Source organism: Bradyrhizobium sp. BRP19 (genome assembly GCF_020194195.1).
Classification (GTDB): Bacteria; Pseudomonadota; Alphaproteobacteria; order Rhizobiales; family Xanthobacteraceae; genus Bradyrhizobium; species Bradyrhizobium yuanmingense.
This window is the reverse complement of sequence record NZ_JADYVZ010000006.1, coordinates 204,345-227,702: the sequence shown is the minus strand read 5'-3', so window position 1 is coordinate 227,702 and position 23,358 is coordinate 204,345. Positions and strand designations below refer to the sequence as shown.

Annotated in this window: 19 protein-coding genes; 11 read left to right on the top strand and 8 right to left on the bottom strand. The window is 64.9% G+C overall.

The genetic code is table 11. From position 1 onward, the window contains the following. Positions 1–129 precede the first annotated feature (129 nt). From I6F36_RS21010 to I6F36_RS20985, 6 genes are all read left to right on the top strand, one after another. Positions 130–468 (top strand): P-II family nitrogen regulator, encoded by a 339-nt coding sequence (locus I6F36_RS21010; protein WP_008142813.1) that lies wholly within the window; start codon positions 130–132, stop codon positions 466–468. Between the two features lie 37 nt (positions 469–505). Then, the gene (locus I6F36_RS21005) at positions 506–1,954 is read left to right on the top strand and encodes an ammonium transporter (RefSeq protein ID WP_036003055.1); all 1,449 of its coding nucleotides are present in this window, start codon (positions 506–508) and stop codon (positions 1,952–1,954) included. Between the two features lie 324 nt (positions 1,955–2,278). Further along, positions 2,279–3,493 carry an aminotransferase class I/II-fold pyridoxal phosphate-dependent enzyme gene (locus I6F36_RS21000; protein WP_036038885.1) on the top strand — a complete coding sequence of 405 codons (1,215 nt, stop codon included), beginning with the start codon at positions 2,279–2,281 and terminating at the stop codon, positions 3,491–3,493. A gap of 9 nt (positions 3,494–3,502) precedes the next feature. After that, entirely contained in the window at positions 3,503–5,983 is a 2,481-nt protein-coding gene (locus I6F36_RS20995) for a DNA translocase FtsK (protein ID WP_036024275.1), read from the top strand. 152 nt (positions 5,984–6,135) lie between these two features. Beyond that, the gene (locus tag I6F36_RS20990; protein WP_225172057.1) at positions 6,136–6,894 is read left to right on the top strand and encodes an outer membrane lipoprotein carrier protein LolA; all 759 of its coding nucleotides are present in this window, start codon (positions 6,136–6,138) and stop codon (positions 6,892–6,894) included. A 160-nt stretch (positions 6,895–7,054) separates the two neighbouring features. Beyond that, entirely contained in the window at positions 7,055–7,870 is an 816-nt protein-coding gene (locus tag I6F36_RS20985) for an exodeoxyribonuclease III (RefSeq protein ID WP_036003067.1), read from the top strand. Positions 7,871–8,012: 142 nt separating this feature from the next. Here I6F36_RS20985 and I6F36_RS20980 read toward each other — a convergent pair whose 3' ends face one another. Both I6F36_RS20980 and I6F36_RS20975 read right to left on the bottom strand, forming a co-directional pair. Next, the gene (locus tag I6F36_RS20980; RefSeq protein ID WP_025033074.1) at positions 8,013–8,456 is read right to left on the bottom strand and encodes a Crp/Fnr family transcriptional regulator; all 444 of its coding nucleotides are present in this window, start codon (positions 8,454–8,456) and stop codon (positions 8,013–8,015) included. 58 nt (positions 8,457–8,514) lie between these two features. After that, complete coding sequence (locus I6F36_RS20975) at positions 8,515–9,201, bottom strand: response regulator transcription factor (protein WP_008142830.1); 687 nt, start codon at positions 9,199–9,201, stop codon at positions 8,515–8,517. Positions 9,202–9,404: 203 nt separating this feature from the next. Between I6F36_RS20975 and I6F36_RS20970 the strand changes: the two genes are divergently transcribed. Beyond that, positions 9,405–9,974 carry a L,D-transpeptidase gene (locus tag I6F36_RS20970; RefSeq protein WP_036024277.1) on the top strand — a complete coding sequence of 190 codons (570 nt, stop codon included), beginning with the start codon at positions 9,405–9,407 and terminating at the stop codon, positions 9,972–9,974. 79 nt (positions 9,975–10,053) lie between these two features. Here I6F36_RS20970 and I6F36_RS20965 read toward each other — a convergent pair whose 3' ends face one another. Then, positions 10,054–10,743, bottom strand: a complete 690-nt coding sequence (locus tag I6F36_RS20965) for a YggS family pyridoxal phosphate-dependent enzyme (protein ID WP_225172056.1) — start codon at positions 10,741–10,743, stop codon at positions 10,054–10,056. A gap of 109 nt (positions 10,744–10,852) precedes the next feature. Here I6F36_RS20965 and I6F36_RS20960 point away from each other — a divergent pair, with 109 nt between their 5' ends. Continuing rightward, a complete protein-coding gene (locus I6F36_RS20960; RefSeq protein ID WP_225127963.1) occupies positions 10,853–12,556 on the top strand; it encodes a diguanylate cyclase in 1,704 nt (567 codons plus the stop codon). Positions 12,557–12,725: 169 nt separating this feature from the next. Here the strand turns inward: I6F36_RS20960 and I6F36_RS20955 are convergent, their stop codons facing one another. After that, on the bottom strand, positions 12,726–13,772 hold the full coding sequence (locus I6F36_RS20955; protein ID WP_225172103.1) for a diguanylate cyclase: 1,047 nt from the start codon (positions 13,770–13,772) through the stop codon (positions 12,726–12,728). A gap of 187 nt (positions 13,773–13,959) precedes the next feature. On the opposite strand from I6F36_RS20955, the gene leuS reads away from it, so the two are divergent. The 3 genes from leuS to holA all read left to right on the top strand — a co-directional run bounded on the left by leuS (position 13,960) and on the right by holA (position 18,243). Then, a complete protein-coding gene (gene leuS / locus I6F36_RS20950) occupies positions 13,960–16,611 on the top strand; it encodes a leucine--tRNA ligase (RefSeq protein WP_225172055.1) in 2,652 nt (883 codons plus the stop codon). Further along, positions 16,598–17,149 (top strand): LPS assembly lipoprotein LptE, encoded by a 552-nt coding sequence (gene lptE / locus I6F36_RS20945; RefSeq protein ID WP_036003091.1) that lies wholly within the window; start codon positions 16,598–16,600, stop codon positions 17,147–17,149. The genes leuS and lptE overlap by 14 nt, the downstream gene beginning before the upstream one ends. A gap of 65 nt (positions 17,150–17,214) precedes the next feature. Next, a complete protein-coding gene (gene holA, locus I6F36_RS20940) occupies positions 17,215–18,243 on the top strand; it encodes a DNA polymerase III subunit delta (protein WP_036024285.1) in 1,029 nt (342 codons plus the stop codon). A 160-nt stretch (positions 18,244–18,403) separates the two neighbouring features. On the opposite strand, the gene I6F36_RS20935 is transcribed toward holA, so the two are convergent. The 4 genes from I6F36_RS20935 to mnmG all read right to left on the bottom strand — a co-directional run bounded on the left by I6F36_RS20935 (position 18,404) and on the right by mnmG (position 23,000). After that, positions 18,404–19,291: a ParB/RepB/Spo0J family partition protein gene (locus tag I6F36_RS20935; RefSeq protein ID WP_036003095.1), complete on the bottom strand. Its 888-nt coding sequence runs from the start codon at positions 19,289–19,291 to the stop codon at positions 18,404–18,406. 137 nt (positions 19,292–19,428) lie between these two features. Continuing rightward, positions 19,429–20,295, bottom strand: coding sequence for a ParA family protein (locus I6F36_RS20930; protein ID WP_036044952.1), 867 nt, complete (start codon positions 20,293–20,295; stop codon positions 19,429–19,431). A 28-nt stretch (positions 20,296–20,323) separates the two neighbouring features. Beyond that, positions 20,324–20,995, bottom strand: a complete 672-nt coding sequence (gene rsmG / locus I6F36_RS20925) for a 16S rRNA (guanine(527)-N(7))-methyltransferase RsmG (RefSeq protein ID WP_225172102.1) — start codon at positions 20,993–20,995, stop codon at positions 20,324–20,326. 124 nt (positions 20,996–21,119) lie between these two features. Next, positions 21,120–23,000 (bottom strand): tRNA uridine-5-carboxymethylaminomethyl(34) synthesis enzyme MnmG, encoded by a 1,881-nt coding sequence (mnmG, locus tag I6F36_RS20920; protein WP_225172054.1) that lies wholly within the window; start codon positions 22,998–23,000, stop codon positions 21,120–21,122. Between the last annotated feature and the right edge of the window lie 358 nt (positions 23,001–23,358).

The window sequence follows — 23,358 nt, the reverse complement described above, 5'->3', positions numbered from 1 at the left end:
CGCCTGATCTGGCACGGCATTTGATTCTAGGGGTCCGGCTGTGCCCGCGTAGTGAAACTTCTCCCTCGTGGCGAACCAGTCGAGAACGCCCGGCCACGTCCGGACCGGGCCCAAGCGGGGATAGGACCCATGAAAATTGTTATGGCGATCATCAAGCCATTCAAGCTTGAAGAAGTCCGTGACGCCTTGACCGCCATCGGCGTTCACGGTCTCACGGTGACGGAAGTCAAGGGGTATGGCCGCCAGAAGGGCCATACGGAAATCTATCGCGGCGCCGAATATGCCGTGAGCTTCCTGCCCAAGATCAAGATCGAGGTCGCTGTCGCCTCCGACCAGGTCGACAAGACCATCGATGCCATCACGTCCGCGGCGAAAACCGGACAGATCGGCGACGGCAAGATCTTCGTCATCAACCTCGACCACGCGGTGCGTATCCGCACCGGCGAGGCCGATGCCGCGGCCCTCTGATTTCGCGCTCAACCTTATCCAAGCAGGAGTAAACAATATGACGTTCAAGCGTCCCTATGGCGCGGGACTGGCGGCTCTCGCAGTCGGCCTGTTCGCTGCGACCGCAGCCTACGCCGAGCCAACGGTCAACAAGGGAGACAACGCCTGGATGCTGACATCGACAGTGCTGGTGCTGTTGATGACGATCCCCGGCCTCGCGCTGTTCTACGGCGGTCTGGTTCGTTCCAAGAACATGCTCTCGGTCCTGATGCAGGTGTTCTACACCGTCTGCGTCGTCTGCGTGATCTGGGCCGTATACGGCTACAGCCTCACCTTCACCGGCGGCTCCGACTTCATCGGCGGCTTCTCCAAGGCCTTCATGATGGGCGTCACCACCGACACGAAGGCCGCGACCTTCTCGGTCGACGCCAACATCTCGGAGCTGATTTACGTCTGCTTCCAGATGACCTTCGCGGCGATCACGCCCGCTCTCATCGTCGGCGCCTTCGCCGAGCGCATGAAGTTCGCGGCGATCGCGCTGTTCGTTCCGCTCTGGGTGACGCTGGTCTATTTCCCGATCGCGCACATGGTCTGGTACTGGCAGGGTCCGGACCTGATCCAGGATGCGGCCAAAGCGTTGGCTGCCGCTACTGACGCGGCGGCGAAGACCGCGGCCCAGGCCAAGCTAGACGAGCTCAACGCAGATGCCGGCTGGATCTTCAAGATGGGCGCGATCGACTTCGCGGGCGGCACCGTGGTGCACATCAACGCCGGTATCGCGGGCCTCGTCGGCGCTCTCCTGATCGGCAAGCGCGTCGGCTACGGCAAGGAGCTGATGGCCCCGCACTCGCTGACCATGTCGATGATCGGCGCCTCGCTGCTCTGGGTCGGCTGGTTCGGCTTCAATGCCGGTTCCAACCTCGAGGCCAGCGGCGGCGCTGCGCTCGCCATGACCAACTCCTTCGTCGCCACCGCAGCCGCCGCGCTGTCGTGGATGTTCGCGGAGTGGATCATCAAGGGTCATCCCTCCGTGCTCGGCGTGATCTCAGGCGCCGTCGCGGGCCTCGTGGCCGTCACGCCCGCCGCCGGCTTCTCCGGCGTCATGGGAGCGATCGTCCTCGGCCTCGTGGTCGGCGTGGTCTGCCTGTTCTTCTGCACCGTGGTGAAGAACGCGCTCGGCTACGATGACTCCCTCGACGTGTTCGGCGTGCACTGCATCGGCGGCATCGTCGGCGCCATCGGCACCGGCATTCTGGTCAACCCCGCGCTCGGCGGCGCCGGCATCATCGACTATTCGGCGATCCCGCCGAAGGTCGCCGATTACGACTTCGCCACGCAGATGCTCGCCCAGATCAAGGCCGTCTGCACCACGCTGGTGTGGTCGGGCGTCGGCTCGGCGATCCTCTTCAAGGTCGTCGATGTGATCGTCGGCCTCCGCGCCAATGTCGAGAGCGAGCGTGAAGGCCTCGACATCACCGAGCACACCGAGCGCGCCTACAACATGTGACCCTCTCCTCCCGGGCGCGGTCTCTTCGGGGACCGCGTCCACAACTACGGTTCGGGCACATACCCGGCAATGCCCTGACCGTTGAGGGGCTCCAGCGCAAGCTGGAGCCCCTTTCTTTTGATGGCTCCGCCTGCAGGCACCTCCAGGGGAGGGTGGACCGTCCATGTACGCCGCTATCTCCGGCCCCATTATTCCCGCTCTGGACGCGGGCGGCGGCCGATGGTTAATCGCGTCTTAACCTCGCCCTATCTATGGTGAACTAACCGCTTCCCGCCGGCGCCTATGGTAGCGACCGGCCGTTCCAAGAGTACTGGCGCCCAACGAATGGCTCTGACCGCTTCATCCCGTGCGCCGCAGGGCGGTAATGGCTCCGATTCCGAACGCTCGCCCTTCGTCCGGCTGAACGAGCTGCTGGCCCCGCATCAGCCGGGCAAGCCCTTGATTTCGCTTGCGGTCGGCGAGCCCCAGCATCCCGTGCCCGACTTCGTCGGCCCGGTGCTGGCCAAGCACATCGCCGATTTCGGCCGTTATCCCGCGAACAAGGGTACCGATCCGTTCCGCAACGCCGCCGGGGCCTGGCTGTCGACGCGCTTCAAGCTGCCGCGGCCGCTCGACCCCGAGAGCGAGATTCTCGTCCTCAATGGCAGCCGCGAGGGGCTGTTCCTCGCCGCGATCGCGGCCGCGCGCTATGTCGGCCCGCGTCCGGGCAAGCCCGCGATCCTGATGCCAAACCCGTTCTATCCGGTCTACGGCGCGGGCGCGCTTGCGGCCGCTTGCGAACCGGTCCATCTGCCGACCACGGTCGAGAACGGCTTCCTGCCCGACCTCGACGCCATCGACGAAGCGACCCTGGCGCGCACGGTGGCGTTCTACCTGGCTTCGCCCGCCAATCCGCAGGGCTCGGTGGCGAGGCCCGGCTACTTCAAGCGCTTGAAGCAGCTCGCCGACCGCTACGGCTTCGTGATCCTCAGCGACGAATGTTATTCCGAGATCTACACCCGCGAGGCACCCGGCAGCGCGCTGGAATGCGCCGGCCCCGACTTCACGCGCGTGGTCGCGTTCCAGTCACTGTCGAAGCGCTCCAACCTGCCGGGCCTGCGCGTCGGCTTTGCCGCCGGCGACAAGAGGTTCATCGGCATGTTCCTCGAGCTGCGCAACATCGCCGCGCCCCAGGTGCCGGTGCCGCTGCAGCATGTCGCGACGGTCGCCTATGGCGACGAGGCGCATGTCGAGGAGAATCGGCGGCTGTACCGGATCAAGTTCGACCTCGCCGACCAGATCATCGGCAATCGTTACGGCTATCGCCGCCCCGATGCCGGCTTCTGCGTCTGGCTCAACACCTCCGAGATCGGCGACGACGTGTCGGTGACGCTCAAGCTGTTCAGGGAAGCCGGCGTGCGCGTGGTGCCCGGCAGCTTCCTGGCGCGACAGCAGCCTGACGGATTCAATCCCGGCGCAGGCTATATCCGCCTCGCACTGGTGCAGGACGGCGAGACCACGGCGCAGGCGCTGCACCGGCTGGTCGAGACTCTGGGTTAGGCGGGGCCCGTGAGCATGTCGGCAATCGAACGCGTCATTCCTCTGGTCGGCCATCTGCCGCCCTCGATCCGCGAGGGGCTGGCGCGGCGCATGCGCGAGCTCGCCGGCCTCGGCCTGATCGCGCTGGCGGGCATCGCCGCGGCGGCGCTGATGACGTGGTCGGTGCAGGATCCCAGTCTCAGCCACGCGACCTCGCGGCCGATCCGCAACATCCTCGGCTATGCCGGCGCGATCGGCGCCGATCTCGCCATGCAGATCCTGGGGCTCGGCGCGATCATGCTGGTCCTGACCGTTGCGGTCTGGGGCTGGCGTATGATGACGCATCGGCCGTTCGACCGCGAGGCGCTGCGGCTCGGCTCCTGGATTCTCTGCACGGTGATCGCGGCAGGCTTCGTCAGTTGCTTTCAGCATGGCGGGGCCTGGCCGCTGCCGACCGGCCTCGGCGGCGTGGTCGGCGATGCGCTGGTGCGCGCGCCCGCGGTGATCTTCGGGCCGGCCGGTACGATCTATCGCATCGTGCTGGGCACGATCCTGTTCGCCGCGATGACAGCGACCTTCCTGATCGCCTGCGGCCTCGGCGCGCGCGAGCAAGACGACGAGATCGCTGAGGTCGCCGATGACGACAAGCCGCTCGACGAAGACGAGGAGAGCGATCGGGGTTCGGTCTCGCTGGGCTGGCTGTTCCATGCATTGATGAGCACCAAGGCGCGGCTGATCTGGCTGTGTGGTGCCGCCTACCGCTCGCTGGTCTCGAGCGGACCGAAGACCAAGGCCGCCCAGTTCAGCCGGCAGGAGCCGAATCTCGGCGGCGGCCGCTCGGCGCCGTCGATCTCGCCGCAGTCTCAAGACGAGGACTACGAGGACGAGCACGAAGACGAATTGGAGGACGAGGAGGAGGAAGAGGAGGAGCCCGCCGCGCGCGCCCCGAAGAAAAAAGCCGCGCCGAAGCCCGCTTCCAAGAAATCCTCCGACAAGTTCGACCTCCCGTCCGTCTCCATGCTGGCCGCACCAAAGGCCGGCGATCGCCAGCCGCTCAGCAAGGCCGAGCTGGAGAACAATTCCCGTTCGCTCGAAGGCGTGCTGCAGGATTTCGGCGTGCGCGGCGAGATCGTGAAGGCCAATCCCGGTCCGGTCGTTACGCTGTACGAGCTGGAGCCGGCGCCCGGCATCAAGTCCTCGCGCGTGATCGGCCTTGCCGACGACATCGCCCGCTCGATGAGCGCGCTGTCGGCACGCGTCGCCGTCGTGCCCGGCCGCAACGCGATCGGCATCGAGCTGCCGAACGCGCATCGCGAGAAAGTGTATTTGCGCGAATTGCTGGTGGCGAAGGAGGCGACCGACACGGTGGCGAAGCTGCCGCTCTGCCTCGGCAAGACCATCGGCGGCGACCCCGTCATCATCGACCTCGCGCGCACCCCGCACATGCTGATCGCCGGTACCACCGGCTCGGGCAAGTCGGTCGCGATCAACACCATGATCCTCAGCCTGGTCTACCGGCTGCGGCCGGACCAGTGCCGCCTGATCATGGTCGATCCGAAGATGCTCGAGCTCTCCGTCTATGACGGCATTCCCCATCTGCTCACGCCTGTTGTGACCGACCCGAAGAAGGCGGTGGTCGCGCTGAAATGGGCCGTGCGCGAGATGGAAGAGCGCTACAAGAACATGGCCAAGCTCGGTGTGCGCAACATCGACGGTTACAACACGCGCCTGCTCGAATTGAAGGCCAAGGGAGAGGAGCCGACGCGCACGGTGCATACCGGCTTCGACAAGGAGACCGGCAAGGCGATCTACGAGGAAGAGAAGCTCTCGCTCGATCCGCTGCCCTACATCGTCATCATCGTCGACGAAATGGCCGACCTGATGATGGTCGCCGGCAAGGACATCGAAGGCGCGGTGCAGCGTCTGGCGCAGATGGCGCGCGCCGCCGGCCTGCACGTGATCCTGGCGACGCAGCGTCCGTCGGTCGACGTCATCACCGGCACCATCAAGGCGAACTTCCCGACCCGTATCGCCTTCCAGGTCACGTCCAAGATCGACAGCCGCACCATTCTCGGCGAGATGGGCGCAGAGCAGCTGCTCGGCCAGGGCGACATGCTCTACATGGCGGGCGGCGGCCGCATCAGCCGCGTGCACGGACCGTTCGCCTCCGACGAGGAAGTCGAGAAGGTGGTGCGTCACCTCAAGACCCAGGGACAGCCGGAATATCTCGAAGCCGTCACCGCCGAAGAGCCGACCGAGGACGAGGACGGTGCCGTGTTCGACGCCACCGGCATGGGCGGCGATGGCGGCGGCGATCTCTTCCAGCAGGCGGTTGCGATCGTCAAACGCGATCGCAAGGCCTCGACCAGCTACATCCAGCGCCGCCTGCAAATCGGCTACAACCGCGCCGCATCGCTGATGGAGCGCATGGAACTGGAAGGCATCGTCGGTCCCGCCAACCATGCCGGCAAGCGCGAGATTCTGGTCGAGGAAGAAGACAGCCATATGTGAGGCGAGGAGCCTCTGAGCAACATTTCACGCAAATTCGATATCTGCTTTTGCCCGAAATCACGGTAAAAGGGCGCCCAGCCACACAGGACGACGCGTTGATCAGACATCCGGACATTCGATTCGCTGCCACGATCGCCGCGCGAAGCGCGCGCATGGCCGGCGTGCTTCTCGTCACCGCCGCGATGGTGACCGCTGCGGCTTTCGCGCAGACCGTGCCGGTGCCGAAGCCCGCGCCGAAGGGGCGTGACGGCGGCGCGACCGCCGGTGGGCCGGCCGTCACCGGCGCGACGCAGGCGCCGCCCAATCCGGTGATCCCGGATCCGCGGCGCAACGTTCCGAGCAGCATCTTCCAGACCTTCGACGCCAACCAGAAAGCGCAGGCGGCCAAGGTCAGCGCCTATCTGTCGTCGCTGCAGACGTTGGTCGGGAATTTCGTCCAGGTCGGTCCCGACGGCAGCAAGACGCAGGGCGACTTCTACATCCAGAAACCCGGCAAGGTACGCTTCGAATATGATGCGCCGAGCCCGATCGACATCGTCGCCGACGGATCCTCGCTCGTGGTGCGCGACCGCAAGCTCGCGACCCAGGACGTCTACCCGCTGTCGCAGACGCCGCTGCGCTTTCTATTGTCCGACCGCATCGACCTGATGAGGGACACCAATGTCGTTGGCGTCTCGGCCGACGACGTCTTCGTCAGCGTCACCATCGAGGAGAAGCAGGCCCTGGTCGGCACCAGCCGCTTGCTGCTGATGTTCGGCGCCAAGGACGGCCAGCTCAAGCAGTGGACCGTCACCGATCCGCAGGGCTACGACACGACGATTGCGGTGTACAATCTGGACTCGAGCAAGAAGCTCGACCCCAACATGTTCAAGATCGATTTCACCAATTACAACACGCCGTCGCGGGGTTGAGCGCTCCGCTGCCGTAGGGTGGGCAAAGGCGCTCTTGCGCCGTGCCCACCACCTCTCCTCACGGCCATCACGGTGGGCACGCTTCGCTTTGCCCACCCTACGAGAGCTCGCTGTGGACAAGCATTTTCCCCACGCCAATCCATGCTAAGACGCATTTCCTATGCGTCTTTCCCTGACAACCTGGAACATCAATTCGGTGCGGCTACGCATCGACCTGGTCGCGAAATTTCTCAAGAGCGCGCGGCCAGAAGTGCTGTGCCTGCAGGAGACCAAGTGCATCGACGATGCTTTTCCGCTGAAGCGCTTCAAGCGGCTCGGCTACGAGCACGTCGCGCTGAACGGTCAGAAGGGCTATCACGGCGTCGCCATCATCTCGAAGATCCCGTTCGAATCGAAGGACATCCGCACCTTCTGCGACAAGGTGGATTCGCGCCACATCTCGGTGTCGTTCGGTGAAAAGGCGGGCATCGCAAAACCACTGGTGCTGCATAATTTCTACGTGCCCGCGGGCGGCGACATTCCCGATCCCGCGCTGAACGAGAAATTCGACCACAAGCTCCGCTTCCTCGACGAGATGAAAGCGTGCGAGCCGCTGCATCCGCGCGGTGAGGACCGCCACATCCTGGTCGGCGATCTCAACGTCGCCCCGCACGAGAACGACGTGTGGTCGCACAAGCAGCTGCTGAAAGTGGTCTCGCACACGCCTGTCGAAACGGAGAAGCTGAAGGCGGCGCTCGCGGCCGGCGAATGGGTCGACGTCGCGCGCGAGCGCATCCCGATGTCGGAGAAGGTCTATACGTGGTGGAGCTACCGCTCCGCCGACTGGACCATCGGCGATCGCGGCCGCAGGCTCGACCACATCTGGGTCTCGCGCGCGCTGAAGGATGCAGTCAGCGATTTCAGGATTCTGCGCGATGCGCGCAGCTGGGAGCGGCCATCGGACCACGTGCCTGTGACGGTGACGCTGGAGGTGTGAGCCGCGGTGGTCATTCCGGGGCGCGCCACTTGGCGCGAGCCCGGAATCCATTCATCAACTGACTCTGCCGCTCAATGGATTCTCAGGTGCGCAATTGCGCACCATAGTTCGCGACTTCGTCGCGCCCCGGAATGACGACGGCTCAGCTCGTCAGCTTCGCACCCGCCATCAGGATATCACTGGCGATCTGGCTGGAGCGCACCGCGAACTCGTCGCGCAGGCGCACCGCCGCAGCGGGATCGCTTTCGAGCACGCGCTGGAACAGGCTGCGGGCGACGCGGATGACGGAGGAATGCTCCAGCGCGACCGCGCTCGACGGCCGCTTCATCGGCACCACCAGCGCGAGCTCGCCGATCAACGCGCCGGGACCGGCGATCATTTCGGCGCCGGCGCCGTCTTCAACCCGGAAGGCGCCGCGCTGGACCACGAAGCCGGCGTCGGCGTCGTCGCCGAGATTGAACAGCACGTCGCCGCGGACGAAATCACGCTGCTCCGAGCCGATCGCCAGCATGCGCAACGAGGCGTCTCCCAACAGGCGCAGTGTCGGGACACGCTCGAGAAGCGCTACATCATCGTCGATTGACATTCAGGTCCGAGGCTCGAAGGCGTGCGATCTAAAACGATTCGCACGCCATCGAAGCGTATCACGGCACCAGCTTGTAGCCACCGGCTTCCGTCACCAGGATCTCCGGGTTGGCGGCGTCCTTCTCGATCTTCTGGCGGAGGCGGTAGATGTGGGTTTCCAGCGTGTGCGTGGTGACGCCGGAATTGTAGCCCCAGACTTCCTGGAGCAGGGTCTCGCGCGACACCGGCATCTGGCCGGCCCGGTAGAGGAAGCGGAGAATCGCGGTTTCCTTCTCGGTGAGGCGGACCTTCCGGGCATTGGCCGCGGTCAGCATCTTCGAGCCGGGGCGGAAGGAGTAGGGCCCGACCGAGAACACCGCGTCCTCGCTGGCTTCATGCTGACGGAGCTGGGCGCGGATGCGCGCCAGCAGCACGGCGAAACGGAAGGGCTTTGCCACATAGTCGTTGGCGCCGGATTCCAGGCCCAGGATCGTGTCGGAATCGGTGTCGTGCCCGGTCAGCATGATGATCGGGGCCTTGAAGCCGCCCTTCCGCAGCGAGCGGACAACCTCGCGGCCGTCGGTGTCGGGCAGGCCGACATCCATCAGAACCAGATCGGGGGAATTGGCCTTCGCGGCGCTGGCGCCCTTGGCGCCGGTATCGACCGCAGAGGCTTCGAATTCTTCGTGTAGCGATAATTGCTCCACCAACGTGTCGCGCAGATCGGTATCGTCATCCACGATCAGGATCTTGCGGGCATTGGCCATGGGGGGTCATCCTTTTGGGGTCCGGCTCGGCGGCACATCCATGCCGCACCCAGCCGCGAGGGGAAGTTTAAGGTCGCCGTGATTATTGTTGTTCGTGTTGAAGTAGTGGGCTGTTACCGATTCACAAGCCAGAAGCACTCTAACTCAGAATAGCAGGACGTTTTGATGAATGTCCTGTAATGAATTCGACATTGCACGTTCACATGAAAAACAAAGCAGCTTCAGTCGGTTACATCAGGAATCGAGGCCCCGGGCCGCTCTCGGCGATCCGCGTTAAGCCTGCTGCCGGCAATCCGCGCCGAGGCTGGCTGACGGCGGGAGCGCTGACCATTCCGGTTGCGCTGGGGCGAGGCGGCATTCTCGCCAACAAGCGCGAGGGCGATGGCGGCACCCCCAGAGGCAGCTTCCGGCCCAGGCAATTGTGGTGGCGGGGCGACCGGCACAGCCGTCCCCGGACGTTCCTGCCGGCCCGGATGATCACCGGCGTGGACGCCTGGTGCGAGGATCCGCGGGACCGCCGCTACAACCAGAGCATCCGGCTCGGCGAGGGGCAGGGCGGCGACCGGCTCCAGCGCGCCGACCATCTCTACGACTTCATCATCGAGATCGACCACAACACCCGACCCCGCATCGCCGGCCGCGGCAGCGCGGTGTTCCTGCACCTTGCCCGCGACAATTTCGGCCCGACCGCCGGCTGCGTCTCCATGACGAAATCCGCCATGCTGCAATTGCTGCGGCGCCTGGGCCCGCGCACAAAGATCATCATCGGGTGAGGCACACCGCCGTCATTGCGAGGAGCCCTTGCGACAATATTGACAGCGTTCGGGCGGCATCGGCCCTCGCCAACGGCAATTACCGATGCCCGAAGATCGCGCTGCCGACGCGCACATGGGTGGCACCCAGCATGATGGCGGTCGCGAAATCGGCGCTCATGCCCATCGAGAGATTCGTCAAGCCATTGCGCGCGGCGATCTTGGCCGTGAGCGCAAAGTGGGCGGCGGGCGGCTCGTCGACCGGCGGGATGCACATCAATCCGGAGATCGTCAGCCCGTAGGTGTCGCGGCAGCTTGCAATGAAGGCATCGGCCTCGCCCGGGGCAATCCCGGCCTTCTGCGGCTCCTCGCCGGTGTTGATCTGGACGAACAGCTGCGGGTGCCTGTTCTGGGATTCGATTTCCTTGGCTAACGCTTGGCAAATGCTCGGACGGTCGACCGAATGGATGGCGTCGAACAGCGCAACCGCCTCTTTCGCCTTGTTGGATTGCAGCGGCCCGATCAGATGCAGCGCGATATCGGGGTAAGCAGACGTGAACGCCGGCCACTTGGCTTTGGCCTCCTGCACCCGATTCTCGCCAAATACGCGCTGTCCTGCGGCGATAACCGGGATAATTGCATCCGCTGCGAACGTCTTGGACACGGCGATCAGCGTGACCGAGGCGCGGTCACGCTGCGCGTCCCTGCAGGCGCGTGCAATTTCGGCTTCGACTGCGGCGAGCGCGTTTGGTGAATGGCCGGTGACCGGCGCGACGTTGGCTTCCGTCATGACGTCTCTTGGTTGTGACCATAGCCCGAGTTAGGTCCAATTTTACCGAGTTCAAGAAACAGTTTTTGAACCCTTCGCTTTACCTTAGCCCGCGGGGTGGGTAGCGAAAATGGCAAGCGTCAGTCTCAACCGCAAGCGCGCGAAACTCAAGCAGGTTCTCGGTATCCGGGCGCGGCTTGCGTTGCTCGCGGTGATTCTCGTGACGCCCTTGATGATCGAGCGCATCCGTTCCCTCGAAGACACGCGCGCGCGGCAAGTTGCGCAGGCCGCGGCTGAATTCACCACGGTGGCGAGGCACAGCGCCGATGCGCAGCGCCAGGTGATCTCGTCGGTCGAGACCATTCTGAAATCGGAGGCCTTCATCCGCGCCTCCGCCGGCGGCATCAGCAAGAGCTGCGACGTGCTGCGCGCGAGCCTGCCGTCGAGCCTGCCCTGGATCCGCACGCTTCTGATCGCCGGCCAGGACGGCCGCATCCAATGCGCCACCAACAACATGTATGTCGGCCTCGATCTCAGCGACCGACCGTACTTCCAGCAGGCCCAGGAAACCGGCCGCTTCGTGCTGAGCGACTTCATCATGTCGCGACCGGTACCGTCGCCAACGGTGATGGCGGTCTATCCGGTCTCCGCCTTCAGCGGTGTGGCTGATGCCGTCGTGCTCGCCACCGTCAATCTCGACTGGATGTCGAAGGTCATGAACAATCTGGGCGGTCGCGCCGGCATCACTGCGGTGCTGGTCGACAGCGCGGGCACCGTGCTGGCGGCCCCGGCCGATCAGCACAGCGCGGTCGGCCGTCCGCTCGACAACATGCCGCTGATGTCCGCGATCGCCGACAAGGCGCTGCGCTCCGATCAGGATGAGGGTTCGCTGTCCTTTCTCGCCGCCGACGGCTCCCGCCGCGCGGTCAGCTATATCCGCATCGCCGGCACCAATGCCCGCCTGATCGCCAGCATCGACGAAGACAAGGTGTCCGCAGCGGTCAGCCGCGACATCCGCACCGCCTATCTGCAGCTCGCCTTTGTGCTCATGTTCGTCCTGCTCGGCGCGCTGATCGCCGCCGAAAAGCTCGTGATCAAGCCGATCGAGATGCTCGCCGACATGGCCAAGCGGCTCGGCGAGGGAGACCTGTCGGCGCGCGCCGCGCGCAATCGCCTGCCCGCCGAGTTCGTGCCGCTGGCCCGCGCGTTCAACGCGATGGCCGCGCAGCTGAGCCAGCGCGAGCGCGAGCTGATCGCAAGCAACGACCGCCTGACGGTGATGGCGTCGATCGACATGCTGTCCGGTCTCGCCAACCGCCGCGGCTTCCAGAGCCGGCTGGATTTCGAATGGATGCGCGCGCAGCAATATGGCAGCGAGCTGGCGCTTCTGATGATCGACGTCGACCATTTCAAGCTGTTCAACGACACGTACGGCCATCTCGAAGGCGATTCCTGCCTGACGCGGCTCGGCGAATCACTGTCCGGCATCGCCGCCGACACGATGGGCTTCGCGGCCCGCTACGGCGGCGAGGAGTTCTGCCTGCTGCTGCCGAACACCGACGTGACGCGCGCCGTCGCGATCGGCGAGCAGGTGCGTTCGGCCGTGCTGAGGCTCTGCCTGCCTCACATCACCTCGAACCACATGATCGTCACGGTCTCGATCGGCGTCGCCGCGACCAAGCCGAGCGAATCCTTGCGTCCCGGCGACCTGATCGAAGCCGCCGACGCCGCGCTCTACGCCGCCAAGCATCGTGGCCGCAACAATGTCGTCGAGCACGGCGTGCAGGCGATCGCGACCAGCACGGCCGAGATAATGATGGTGGCGAGCGCCTAAAGCGCTGGTTCTTCACCTCGCCCCGCTTGCGGCAGGCTATCGCGTATGAGATGTGGGCCATGGGCACCGACTATCTCCACGTCGTCATGGCCGAGCTTGACGCCTCTCGAAAATTGAAATGCGATTGCCCTGCCGCAAGCGGGGCGAGGGAGCATACCGTCGCTGACCGCTAGCCCGCAGCCCCGGCGCGATCGAGCTCGATCTCCGTTACCACACGATTGCGGCCGCCGCCCTTGGCGAGATAGAGCGCACGGTCGCAGCGTTCGATCAGATCCGTGATCGCCTCGCCGACCCGGAATTGCGCCACGCCGATCGACACGCTGATGCCGGGCAGGGTCTCGCCGGTCGATCGACGCGTGAGCGTGCAATCTGCGATCGCGCGCCTGATGCGTTCGGCGATCTCGGCGCAAGCGGCGAGATCGGCGTCCGGCAGCACCGCGATCAGCTCCTCGCCGCCATAGCGTGCCGGCAGATCTTGCGCGCGAACCTTCTCGCGCAGGACCTTGGCCATCAGGCGCAGCACCTGGTCGCCGACACCGTGGCCGAAATTGTCGTTGAACGACTTGAAGTAGTCGATGTCGAGCATCAGCACGCTGAGCGGCTCGCCCCATTCCGCCGTCGTCTGCGCCTTGCGCAGGAATTCGTCGAGGGCCCGCCGGTTCGCCAGCCCGGTCAGCGTGTCGGTCCGGGCGCGCTGCTCGGACCGCGACAGCGAATCGCGGATCACGTCGAGCTCGCGGGTCTTTTCCGCAAAGCCTGCCTCCAGCCGCGTCGCCCGCGTGGCCGCCCGCGCCAGCTCGTTCATGAGCTGGGCAACCAGCAGCTTTGGATCGACGCCGGCCTTGCCCTGGTCAGCCACCTGGCTGATGACCTGCATCTGCGAATGATTGTCGGCGATCGCCGTCGCCAGAAACTCCTTCGCCGTCCCCATCAGCGCCTGCAGCCGCTCGGACGTGTCGACCACGACGGCACCCACCTGCGGCGCGACGTAGGTCTCGAACAGATCCTGATTGGTTTGGGCGTCGAAGGGACGATTGTGGTCGATCAGGAGATCGATCGCGTTGCGCAGATCGTCATGGCTGCCCGCGAAATACTGGAACCAGACGGCAAAGTTGGCCGGGGTCGGTGCAATACGCTGTTCGGCCATGCTCCGCATCGCCCGCCCGGCGACGGACGCGGCATAGTCGTAATCGGGATCGTCGAAGCTGGAATCCATGTGCGGTAACGCGGCCTTGTCGGGCTGCAACTTGGCATCGACGCCTTAATCACACCCCAACGCGGACCCTCGTAGTTATGCGGAGGGGTCAAAGTTCCAAAACGCGGCAACCCATTGACCCCTTAAGGGCTTCTATGGCCTAGTCCGCCGTCTTGAGACGGCCGAACCACGAAAACCCAACGATTCCATGACCTCCGAACGCTATAACGCCCGCGACGCCGAACCGCGCTGGCAACGCCTCTGGGACGAGCAGGCGATCTTCGTCTCCAAGAACGACGATCCGCGGCCGAAATATTACGTGCTCGAGATGTTCCCCTACCCGTCCGGGCGCATCCATATCGGCCATGTCCGGAATTACACGCTCGGTGACGTGCTGGCCCGCTTCATGCGCGCCAAGGGGTTCAACGTGCTGCATCCGATGGGCTGGGACGCCTTCGGCCTGCCGGCCGAGAACGCCGCGATCGAGCGCAAGGTCGCCCCGAAGGCCTGGACCTACGACAACATCGCCGCGATGAAGAAGCAGCTCCGCTCGATCGGGCTGTCGCTGGACTGGTCCAGGGAGATCGCGACCTGCGACCCCTCCTATTACAAGCACCAGCAGAAGATGTTCCTGGATTTCCTGCGCGCAGGGCTTGCCGAGCGCGAGAAGCGCAAGGTGAACTGGGACCCCGTCGACATGACCGTGCTCGCCAACGAGCAGGTGATCGACGGCCGCGGCTGGCGCTCGGGCGCCGTGGTCGAGCAGCGCGAGATGAACCAGTGGGTCTTCAAGATCACGAAGTACTCGCAGGAGCTGCTGTCGGCGCTCGACGGGCTGGACCGCTGGCCCGACAAGGTACGGCTGATGCAGCGCAACTGGATCGGCCGCTCCGAGGGCCTGTTGATCCGCTTCGCGCTGGATGCGGCGACGACGCCGGCCGGCGAGAGCGAGCTGAAGATTTTCACGACGCGGCCGGATACGCTGTTCGGCGCCAAGTTCATGGCGATCTCGGCGGATCATCCGCTGGCGCAGGCCGCCGCCGCAAAGAACCCTGAGCTTGCGGCTTTCGTTGCCGAGATCAAGAAGATCGGCACCGCGCAGGAGATCATCGACACCGCTGAGAAGCAGGGTTTCGACACCGGCATCCGCGCGTTGCATCCGTTCGATCCGTCCTGGAAGCTGCCGGTCTATGTCGCCAATTTCGTGCTGATGGAATACGGCACCGGCGCCATCTTCGGCTGCCCGGCGCACGATCAGCGCGACCTCGACTTCGTCAACAAGTACGCTCTCGGCAACACGCCCGTCGTATGCCCGGAAGGCCAGGACCCGAAGAGCTTCGTCATCACCGACACCGCCTATGACGGCGACGGCCGCATGATCAATTCTCGCTTCCTCGACGGCATGACCATCGAGCAGGCGAAGGAAGAGGTGGCGAAGCGGCTCGAGACGGAGCTGCGCGGCAATGCGCCGGTCGGCGAGCGCCAGGTGAATTTCCGTCTGCGCGACTGGGGCATTTCGCGCCAGCGCTATTGGGGCTGCCCGATTCCCGTCATTCACTGTCCGAAATGCGACGTGGTGCCGGTGCCGGATGCCGACCTGCCCGTGAAGCTGCCGGACGATGCGACCTTCGACAAGCCGGGCAACGCACTCGATCATCATCCGAGCTGGAAGCACGTCACCTGCCCGCAATGCGGCGGCAAGGCTCAACGCGAAACCGACACCATGGACACGTTCGTGGACTCGTCCTGGTACTTTGCGCGCTTCACCGATCCCTGGAACGAGGCTTCGCCGACCACGCCTGCGGTCGCCAACCGGATGCTGCCGGTCGACCAATATATCGGCGGCGTCGAGCACGCGATCCTGCATCTGCTCTACAGCCGCTTCTTCACCCGCGCGATGAAAGCGACCGGGCATATCGCTCTGGACGAGCCGTTCGCCGGCATGTTCACGCAAGGCATGGTGGTGCACGAGACCTACCAGAAGGCCGACGGCAGCTATGTGCAGCCGGCCGAGGTGAAGGTCGAGGTCGGCGGCAACGGACGCCGCGCCACGCTGCTGACGACGGGCGAAGACATCGCGATCGGCCCGATCGAGAAGATGTCCAAGTCGAAGAAGAACACGGTCGACCCCGACGACATCATCGAGACCTATGGCGCCGACGTCGCCCGCTGGTTCATGCTGTCGGACTCCCCGCCCGACCGCGACGTGATCTGGAGCGACGAGCGCGTCCAGGGTGCCTCGCGCTTCGTGCAGCGGCTGTGGCGGCTGGTGAACGATGCCGCCACCCTCGGCAAGGCTGCGCCGGCAGCCCGGCCGGCCAGCTTCGGCCCGGACGCCACGGCGTTGCGCAAGGCCGCCCACGGCGCGCTGGACAAGGTCACATCAGGAATCGAGCGGCTGCACTTCAACGTTTGCCTCGCCCATATCCGCGAATTCACCAATGCATTCTCGGAGGTGCTCCAGCGCGCCGGCCAGCCCGCCCCGGATCTCGCTCCAGATTTGGCTTGGGCGATCCAAGAGGCCAGCCAGATTCTGGTCCAGCTGTTCTCGCCGATGATGCCGCACCTCGCCGAGGAGTGCTGGCAGGTGCTTTTTGAGAATGGTCTTGGCCGAAAGGGGCTGGTTTCGGAGGCCGATTGGCCGCAAATCGAACGCGATTTGCTGGTTGAAGACAGCGTGACCCTGGTGGTGCAGGTCAACGGCAAGAAGCGAGGTGAGGTCACAGTTGCAACAGCGGCCCAAAATCCGGAAATCGAGGCTGCCGTTTTGGCCCTCGATGCGGTAAAGCTGGCCCTGGACGGCAAGCCCGTCCGCAAGGTGATCATCGTTCCCAAGAGGATCGTGAATGTTGTCGGCTAGGACCCGTATCGCAGCCCGCTTGCTGGCAGTTGCCGCGCTGGCGGCGCTGACGGCCGGCTGCTTCCAGCCGATGTATGCCGAGCGCAGCGACGGCACCCCGGGCCTGCGCGAGAAGCTGATGGGGGTCGAGCTGCCCCCGATCAACAAGCCCAATGCGTCCCGCGAGGCCCGCGTCGGCGTCGAGATCCGCAACGCGCTGGCCTTCAAGCTTTACGGCACGGCGACGGGCATGCCGCCGACCCACCGGCTCGACATCCGCTTCACCACCAGCCGCTCCTCCCTGATCGTCAGCTCCGCAACGGGATTGCCGACCAGCGAAAATCTCGGCATCGACGCCCAGTACAATCTGGTCGAAGTCGTAACCGGCAAGTCTGTGATGACCGGCTCGACCTTCTCGCGCGTGTCCTATGACATGCCGGGGTCCTATCAGCGTTTCTCGCGCACCCGCGCCGTGCGCGATGCCGAGGATCGCGCCGCCAACGAGATCGCCGAGAACATCACCACCCGGCTCGCCTCGTTCTTCACCGCGGGAACGTAATACGCTTCCGTCATTCCGGGTTCGCCTTCTGACGAGGCATTCCGGAATGACGAGTATCGGACGATATGGTCGCACTGCGCGGAAAAGAGATCGACGCCTTCCTCGCCCGCCCCGATGCGGGCCGTCCGATCATCCTGCTCTACGGTCCCGATGCCGGCCTCGTGCGCGAGCGCGCCGACGCGCTGATCGCGTCCGGCGTCGACGATCCCAACGATCCGTTCTCGCTGGTCAAGCTCGACGGTGACGAGCTCTCCGCCGAGCCGTCGCGCCTGGTCGACGAGGCCATGACGGTGCCGCTGTTCGGCGGCCGACGCGCCATCCGCGTTCGCGCTGGCTCGCGCAGCTTTGCCTCCGGCATCGAGACCCTGGCCGAGATGAACGTGAAGGATTGCCGCATCGTGATCGAGGCCGGCGAGCTCCGTCCGGAATCGCCGCTGCGCAAGACCTGCGAGAAAGCCAAGACCGCCGTGGCGATCGGCTGTTATCCCGACACCGAGCGCGATCTTGCCAAGCTGATGGACGACGAGCTGCGGATCGCGAATTTGCGCATCGCGCCGGACGCCCGCGCGGCGCTGATGTCGTTCCTCGGCGGCGACCGTCAGGCCTCGCGTAACGAGCTGCGCAAGCTGACGCTCTACGCCCATGGCAAGGGCGAGGTCACGCTGGATGACGTCATGGCCGTGGTCGCCGATGCCTCGGAGCTGAAGCTCGATCCGATCGTCGACGGTGCCTTCGCCGGGCGGCCCGACATCGTCGAGACCGAGTTTGCAAAGGCGATGATCGCCGGGACCTATCCCGGCGTGATCATCTCGGCCGCGCAGCGCCAGGCCGCGTGGCTGCACAAATCCGCGCTGGCGATTGCCGACGGCACGCCCGCCTCCGCCGTGCTCGACGGCGGCTTTCCGCGCCTGCATTTTTCACGAAAGCCCGCGGTCGAAACCGCGCTGCGCAATTTCAGCCCGGCGCGGCTCGCCGCTGTGATCGAGCAGCTGGCGACCGCCGCCCTCGACACGCGCAAGCAGTCCACCCTCGCCGCCGCCATCGCCCAACGCGCGCTGATGGCGATCGCCGCGAATGCGAAACGGCGGGGCTAGACCTCCGCTCTCTCCACGTCATTGCGAGCGCAGCGAAGCAATCCAGAGTCCCTACGCGGAAAGATTCTGGATTGCTTCGTCGCTTCAGCGCAAAATTGCTTCGCAATTTTGTCGCGAGCTCCTCGCAATGACGCGTGGAGAGAGTGGCGTGAAAATGGCTCTACAGCGCGCCCTTGGCCAGCCGCTTCATCACCTCGTCGAGCTGATCGAGGTTGCGGTAGTTGATCTGCACGGAGCCGCCGGGATCGCGGTGATTGACGGTGACCTTGAGGCCGAGCGCGTCGCTGACGCGCTTCTCCAGATCGATCGTGTCGGGATCCTTCTCCTTGCCCCCGCTGGCGCGCGCCTTCTGCGGCTTGCGCTCCGGCACGCCCTCTTCATGCGCAAGCGCCTCGGCCTGGCGGACGTTGAGACCTTCCTCGACGATGCGCTTGGCGGCGGCGAGTGGATCGGGCACGCCGATCAGCGCGCGGGCGTGGCCGGCCGTCAGCTCGCCGGTCGCGATGAAGGCCTGCACCTCCGCCGGCAGCTTGGTCAGCCGCATCATGTTGGCGACGTGACTGCGGCTCTTGCCGACGACCTTGGCGATGTCCTCCTGGCTGCGTTTGAACTCGTTGGCGAGCGCATGATAGCCCTGCGCCTCTTCCATCGGGTTGAGGTCCTCGCGCTGCACGTTCTCGACGATCGCGAACTCCAGCGCATCGCTGTCGCTGATGTCGACGGGCACGATCGGCACTTCATGCAGGCCGGCCATCTGCGAGGCGCGCCAACGCCGTTCGCCGGCAATGATCTCGTAGCGATCCTGCGCGCCTTTCACCGGACGCACCACGATCGGCTGGATCACGCCATGCTGCTTGATGGACTCCGAGAGCTCCTTCAGCTCGGTGTCCGAAAAGGTGCGGCGCGGGTTGCGCGGATTGGCCTTGATGAATTCAATCGGCACCTTGCGCTGCGCGCGCGGACGATCGACATGCTGAGCCTCGCCGCCGACGTCACCGATCAGACTTGCAAGACCCCGGCCCAGTCGCGAACGCGCTTCGTCGGCCATCGCCAGCTCCCTTGGATTCACGGTGCAGCACTCCAGAACTGAATTATCGTAGGGTGGGTAAAGCGAAGCGTGCCCACCGATTGTGTGCGGAAGACGGTGGGCACGGCGAAGACGCCTTTGCCCACCCTACGGCATTGTCAATGCGTGGTGCGCAACTCGCGCTCGCGCTGGATCACTTCGGTGGCGAGGCGCAAGTAAGCTTCGCTGCCGACGCATTTGAGATCGTAGACCAGCACCGGCTTGCCGTAGGACGGCGCTTCCGAGATGCGCACGTTGCGCGGGATCATGGTCTTGTAGACCTTCTCGCCCATGAACTGGCGGACGTCGGCGACGACCTGGTTCGACAAATTGTTGCGCGAGTCGAACATGGTCAGCACGATGCCGTGGATCGACAGGTTCGGGTTGAGCGTCGAGCGCACCTGCTCCACCGTCTGCAACAATTGCGACAGACCTTCGAGCGCGAAGAACTCGCATTGCAGCGGCACCAGGATCGCGTCGGAGGCTGCCATGGCGTTGACCGTAAGCAGGTTGAGCGAGGGCGGACAGTCGATCAGCACGTAGGTGTAGTCGGCGTCCGGCGAGACGTTGTTGTTGAGCGCGCCGATCGCATCGCGCAACTTGAAGGCGCGGCCGGGCGTGGTGCCGAGCTCGAGCTCGAGGCCGGAGAGATCCATGGTCGAGGGTGCGATGTGCAGCCGCGGCACTGCGGTCGAGACCACCGCCTCGCGCAAGGCGGCTTCTCCGACCAGCACGTCATAGGTCGAGCAGGAGCGGTTGCGGCGATCGATGCCGAGACCGGTCGAGGCGTTGCCCTGGGGATCGAGATCGACGATCAGGACCCGCTCGCCGATCGCCGCGAGCGCCGTGCCAAGATTGATCGCTGTGGTTGTTTTTCCAACGCCGCCCTTTTGATTCGCCAAGGCGAGGATGCGCGGATGGCCATGGGGGACCTCGTCGGTCTTTTGGGCCGTCTGTTCTTGCTGCGGTTCGTCAATCACGCTCATCGCAATTCCCCAATCACCCCTCAACGCCTCAGCTGCGCCGTTCGGCGGCATTGAGCTCCACGATCCAGCCGTCGCCCGTGCGGCTTTGGTGGAGCTGTGGCCGAATATTCCAATATTTAGCGGCTTCGGTCAATTCAGCCTCTACATCTTGACCCTTGAGAAACAACGCCTTTGCGCCTTGGCGCATCAGCGGCTCCGCAAAGCCGATGAGTTGATGTAGCGGAGCGAGCGCACGCGCGGTGACGCAATCGACGGGGCCGGTGATTCTATCCACATTATCCCCGATCTCAGCGAGATGTACGACTCCCGGAGATGTGGTGACGCGGATCGCTTCGCGCAAAAAAGCGGCCTTCTTGGCGATTCGCTCGACGAGATGGACGCTCGCGCCAGGTGTGCCGGCCATGGCGCAGGCGAGCACGATGCCGGGAAAGCCGCCGCCGCTCCCCAGATCCGCCCAGCGTTTTGCGGCCGGCGCGAGATTAACCAGCTGGAGCGAGTCGGCGATGTGTCGGGTCCAGAGGTTTGGCAAGGTCGATGGCGCGACCAGATTGGTCTTGGCCTGCCACTCCCGGAGTAGCGCGATGTAGCGATCAAGCCGCTCCTCGGTTTCACGTGAAACGGGAGCGAGCTTAAGGGCAGCGATCTTGTCCGCAGCGATGATGGAATCGAGCGCCTTGTCGTTGGCTGCGGCCTTGCTGATCTTCGGGCTGGCCGCCCCAGGTTCAGTTCGCCGCCCGGCGCCCTCACCCGCTCCGAGTCGCCGCGATGGCGGTCGATCCCCGCCGGGTCCGCGCTGTTTCACGTGAAACGCCTATGCGATTGGCTTATGCGATTGCTTTGGAAGTCTTCCGTGCCTCGCGGCGGAGATAGGCCGCGAGAATGCCGAGCGCCGCCGGCGTCATCCCGTCGATCCGGCCGGCCTGGCCGACGGTGAACGGTCGTGCCTTCTCCAGCTTGGCGCGCACTTCATTGGAGAGACCGGGAACGAGGCGGTAATCGACATCCGCCAGCACCATTCCCTCGTCGCGCCGGAAGGCTTCGACGTCGGCGCTCTGGCGCTCCAGGTAGACGTCGTACTTGGCGTCGATCTCGAGATGGGTCGCGATGACGGGATCGATGGCCGACAGCTCAGGCCAGATCGCGCGGACCTGGCTCCAGCCGATCTCCGGATAGGCCATCAGCTCGAAGGCCGAGCGGCGCTGGCCGTCCCGGTTCAGCGATAGCCCATGCTTGATGGCCTCGTTCGGGGTGATGGTCAGGGACTTCGACAGCGTCCGGGCAGCGTTCAGGGCGTCCATCTTGGCACGATGATGCCTGATCCGGGCGCTGCCGACACATCCCAGAGCGATGCCTTTCTCGGTCAGACGCTGGTCGGCATTGTCGGCCCGCAGGGTCAGCCGGTACTCGGCCCTGGAGGTGAACATGCGATAGGGCTCGCTGATCCCGCGGGTGACGAGGTCGTCGATCATCACGCCGAGATAGCCGTCGGCACGGTCGAACACCGTCAGCGCAGCGCCGCTGGCGGAGAGCGCGGCATTCAGGCCGGCCACGATGCCCTGCCCGGCGGCTTCCTCATATCCGGTGGTGCCGTTGATCTGCCCGGCCAGGAACAGCCCGCGCAGACGCTTGGTCTGGAGGGTCGGATCGAGCTCGCGGGGATCGATGTGGTCGTATTCGATGGCGTAGCCGGGACGAACCATCTTCACCCGCTCCAGGCCGGGAATGCTGGCGAGGATCGCGAGCTGGACCTCCTCTGGCAACGAGGTCGAGATGCCATTGGGATAGACGGTCGTGTCGTCGAGCCCTTCCGGCTCCAGGAAGATCTGATGGCCGTCGCGGTCGCCGAAGCGGACGATCTTGTCCTCGATCGAGGGGCAATAGCGCGGTCCGGAGCTCTTGATCTGGCCGGAGTACATCGGAGAGCGATGGAAATTGGCCCGGATCACCTCATGGGTGGCGGCCGTAGTCCGGGTGATCCCGCACTCGATCTGCGGCGTCGTGATCCGCTCGGTCATCACCGAGAACGGCTCCGGCGGCTCGTCGCCGGGCTGCATCTCGACTGCGGACCAGTCGATGGTGGTGCCGTCGAGACGCGGCGGCGTCCCGGTCTTGAGACGTCCAAGAGTGAAGCCGGCGCGCTCGAAGGAGCCGGAAAGGCCCATCGCAGGAGCCTCGCCGACGCGTCCGGCGGGCCAGTTCTTCTCACCGAGATGGATCAGTCCGCGAAGGAAGGTGCCGGTGGTGACGACAACGGCCCCTGCCCGGAGCTCCCGGCCGTCGGCTAGGCGGAGTCCGGTCACCCGGTTATCGATCACGACCAACTCGTCGGCTTCGCCCTCGATGACGGAAAGACCTTCGGTCTGGCGGATCGCGGCCTGCATCGCCGCCGCATAGAGCTTGCGGTCGGCCTGGGCCCGCGGACCACGGACGGCAGGACCTTTCCGGCGATTGAGGACGCGAAACTGGATGCCGCCAGCATCACCCACACGGCCCATCAGGCCGTCGAGCGCATCGACCTCGCGGACCAGATGGCCTTTTCCGAGCCCGCCGATGGCGGGATTGCAGGACATCGCGCCAACGGTGGAGAAGCGGTGCGTCACCAGAGCGGTCGTCGCACCCATCCGGGCAGAAGCAGCCGCGGCCTCACAGCCCGCGTGGCCGCCGCCGATGACGATGACGTCGAAACTCTCTCGCTCTGATCGCATGGGCGGACTTCTAGCTTAGAGGCGAGAAAGCCGGAAGTGGAAACTCGGGGGTGACGTGTTTCACGTGAAACAGGCGCGGGCCCAGGTCGGAAGCACTTTCGCGAAAACAACCCCATGCACAGTAGGAGGTGCATTGATTCACAAGTTGTTTCACGTGAAACAAGATCGGGGCGGCGAGATGGCCAAGCACACAAGCCCTATCACCTGCCCCTTGCCTGGGCTACCGGAGCTGCCAGCCGAACGCGGGGCACCGCATCATGCTCCGTCATTGCGAGCGCAGCGTCGCAACCAGAATCTCGCGGCGCAGACAGTCTGGATTGCGTCGTCGCAAGGGGTCCTCGCAATGACGAGGTTCGAA

Coding starts and splice junctions, on each gene's coding strand:
- I6F36_RS21010 (WP_008142813.1), top strand. CDS start 130: ATGAAAATTGTTATGGCGATCATCAAGCCATTCAAGCTTGAAGAAGTC.
- I6F36_RS21005 (WP_036003055.1), top strand. CDS start 506: ATGACGTTCAAGCGTCCCTATGGCGCGGGACTGGCGGCTCTCGCAGTC.
- I6F36_RS21000 (WP_036038885.1), top strand. CDS start 2,279: ATGGCTCTGACCGCTTCATCCCGTGCGCCGCAGGGCGGTAATGGCTCC.
- I6F36_RS20990 (WP_225172057.1), top strand. CDS start 6,136: ATGGCCGGCGTGCTTCTCGTCACCGCCGCGATGGTGACCGCTGCGGCT.
- I6F36_RS20985 (WP_036003067.1), top strand. CDS start 7,055: ATGCGTCTTTCCCTGACAACCTGGAACATCAATTCGGTGCGGCTACGC.
- I6F36_RS20980 (WP_025033074.1), bottom strand. CDS start 8,456: ATGTCAATCGACGATGATGTAGCGCTTCTCGAGCGTGTCCCGACACTG.
- I6F36_RS20975 (WP_008142830.1), bottom strand. CDS start 9,201: ATGGCCAATGCCCGCAAGATCCTGATCGTGGATGACGATACCGATCTG.
- I6F36_RS20970 (WP_036024277.1), top strand. CDS start 9,405: ATGAAAAACAAAGCAGCTTCAGTCGGTTACATCAGGAATCGAGGCCCC.
- I6F36_RS20965 (WP_225172056.1), bottom strand. CDS start 10,743: ATGACGGAAGCCAACGTCGCGCCGGTCACCGGCCATTCACCAAACGCG.
- I6F36_RS20960 (WP_225127963.1), top strand. CDS start 10,853: ATGGCAAGCGTCAGTCTCAACCGCAAGCGCGCGAAACTCAAGCAGGTT.
- I6F36_RS20955 (WP_225172103.1), bottom strand. CDS start 13,772: ATGGATTCCAGCTTCGACGATCCCGATTACGACTATGCCGCGTCCGTC.
- leuS (WP_225172055.1), top strand. CDS start 13,960: ATGACCTCCGAACGCTATAACGCCCGCGACGCCGAACCGCGCTGGCAA.
- lptE (WP_036003091.1), top strand. CDS start 16,598: ATGTTGTCGGCTAGGACCCGTATCGCAGCCCGCTTGCTGGCAGTTGCC.
- holA (WP_036024285.1), top strand. CDS start 17,215: ATGGTCGCACTGCGCGGAAAAGAGATCGACGCCTTCCTCGCCCGCCCC.
- I6F36_RS20935 (WP_036003095.1), bottom strand. CDS start 19,291: ATGGCCGACGAAGCGCGTTCGCGACTGGGCCGGGGTCTTGCAAGTCTG.
- I6F36_RS20930 (WP_036044952.1), bottom strand. CDS start 20,295: ATGAGCGTGATTGACGAACCGCAGCAAGAACAGACGGCCCAAAAGACC.
- mnmG (WP_225172054.1), bottom strand. CDS start 23,000: ATGCGATCAGAGCGAGAGAGTTTCGACGTCATCGTCATCGGCGGCGGC.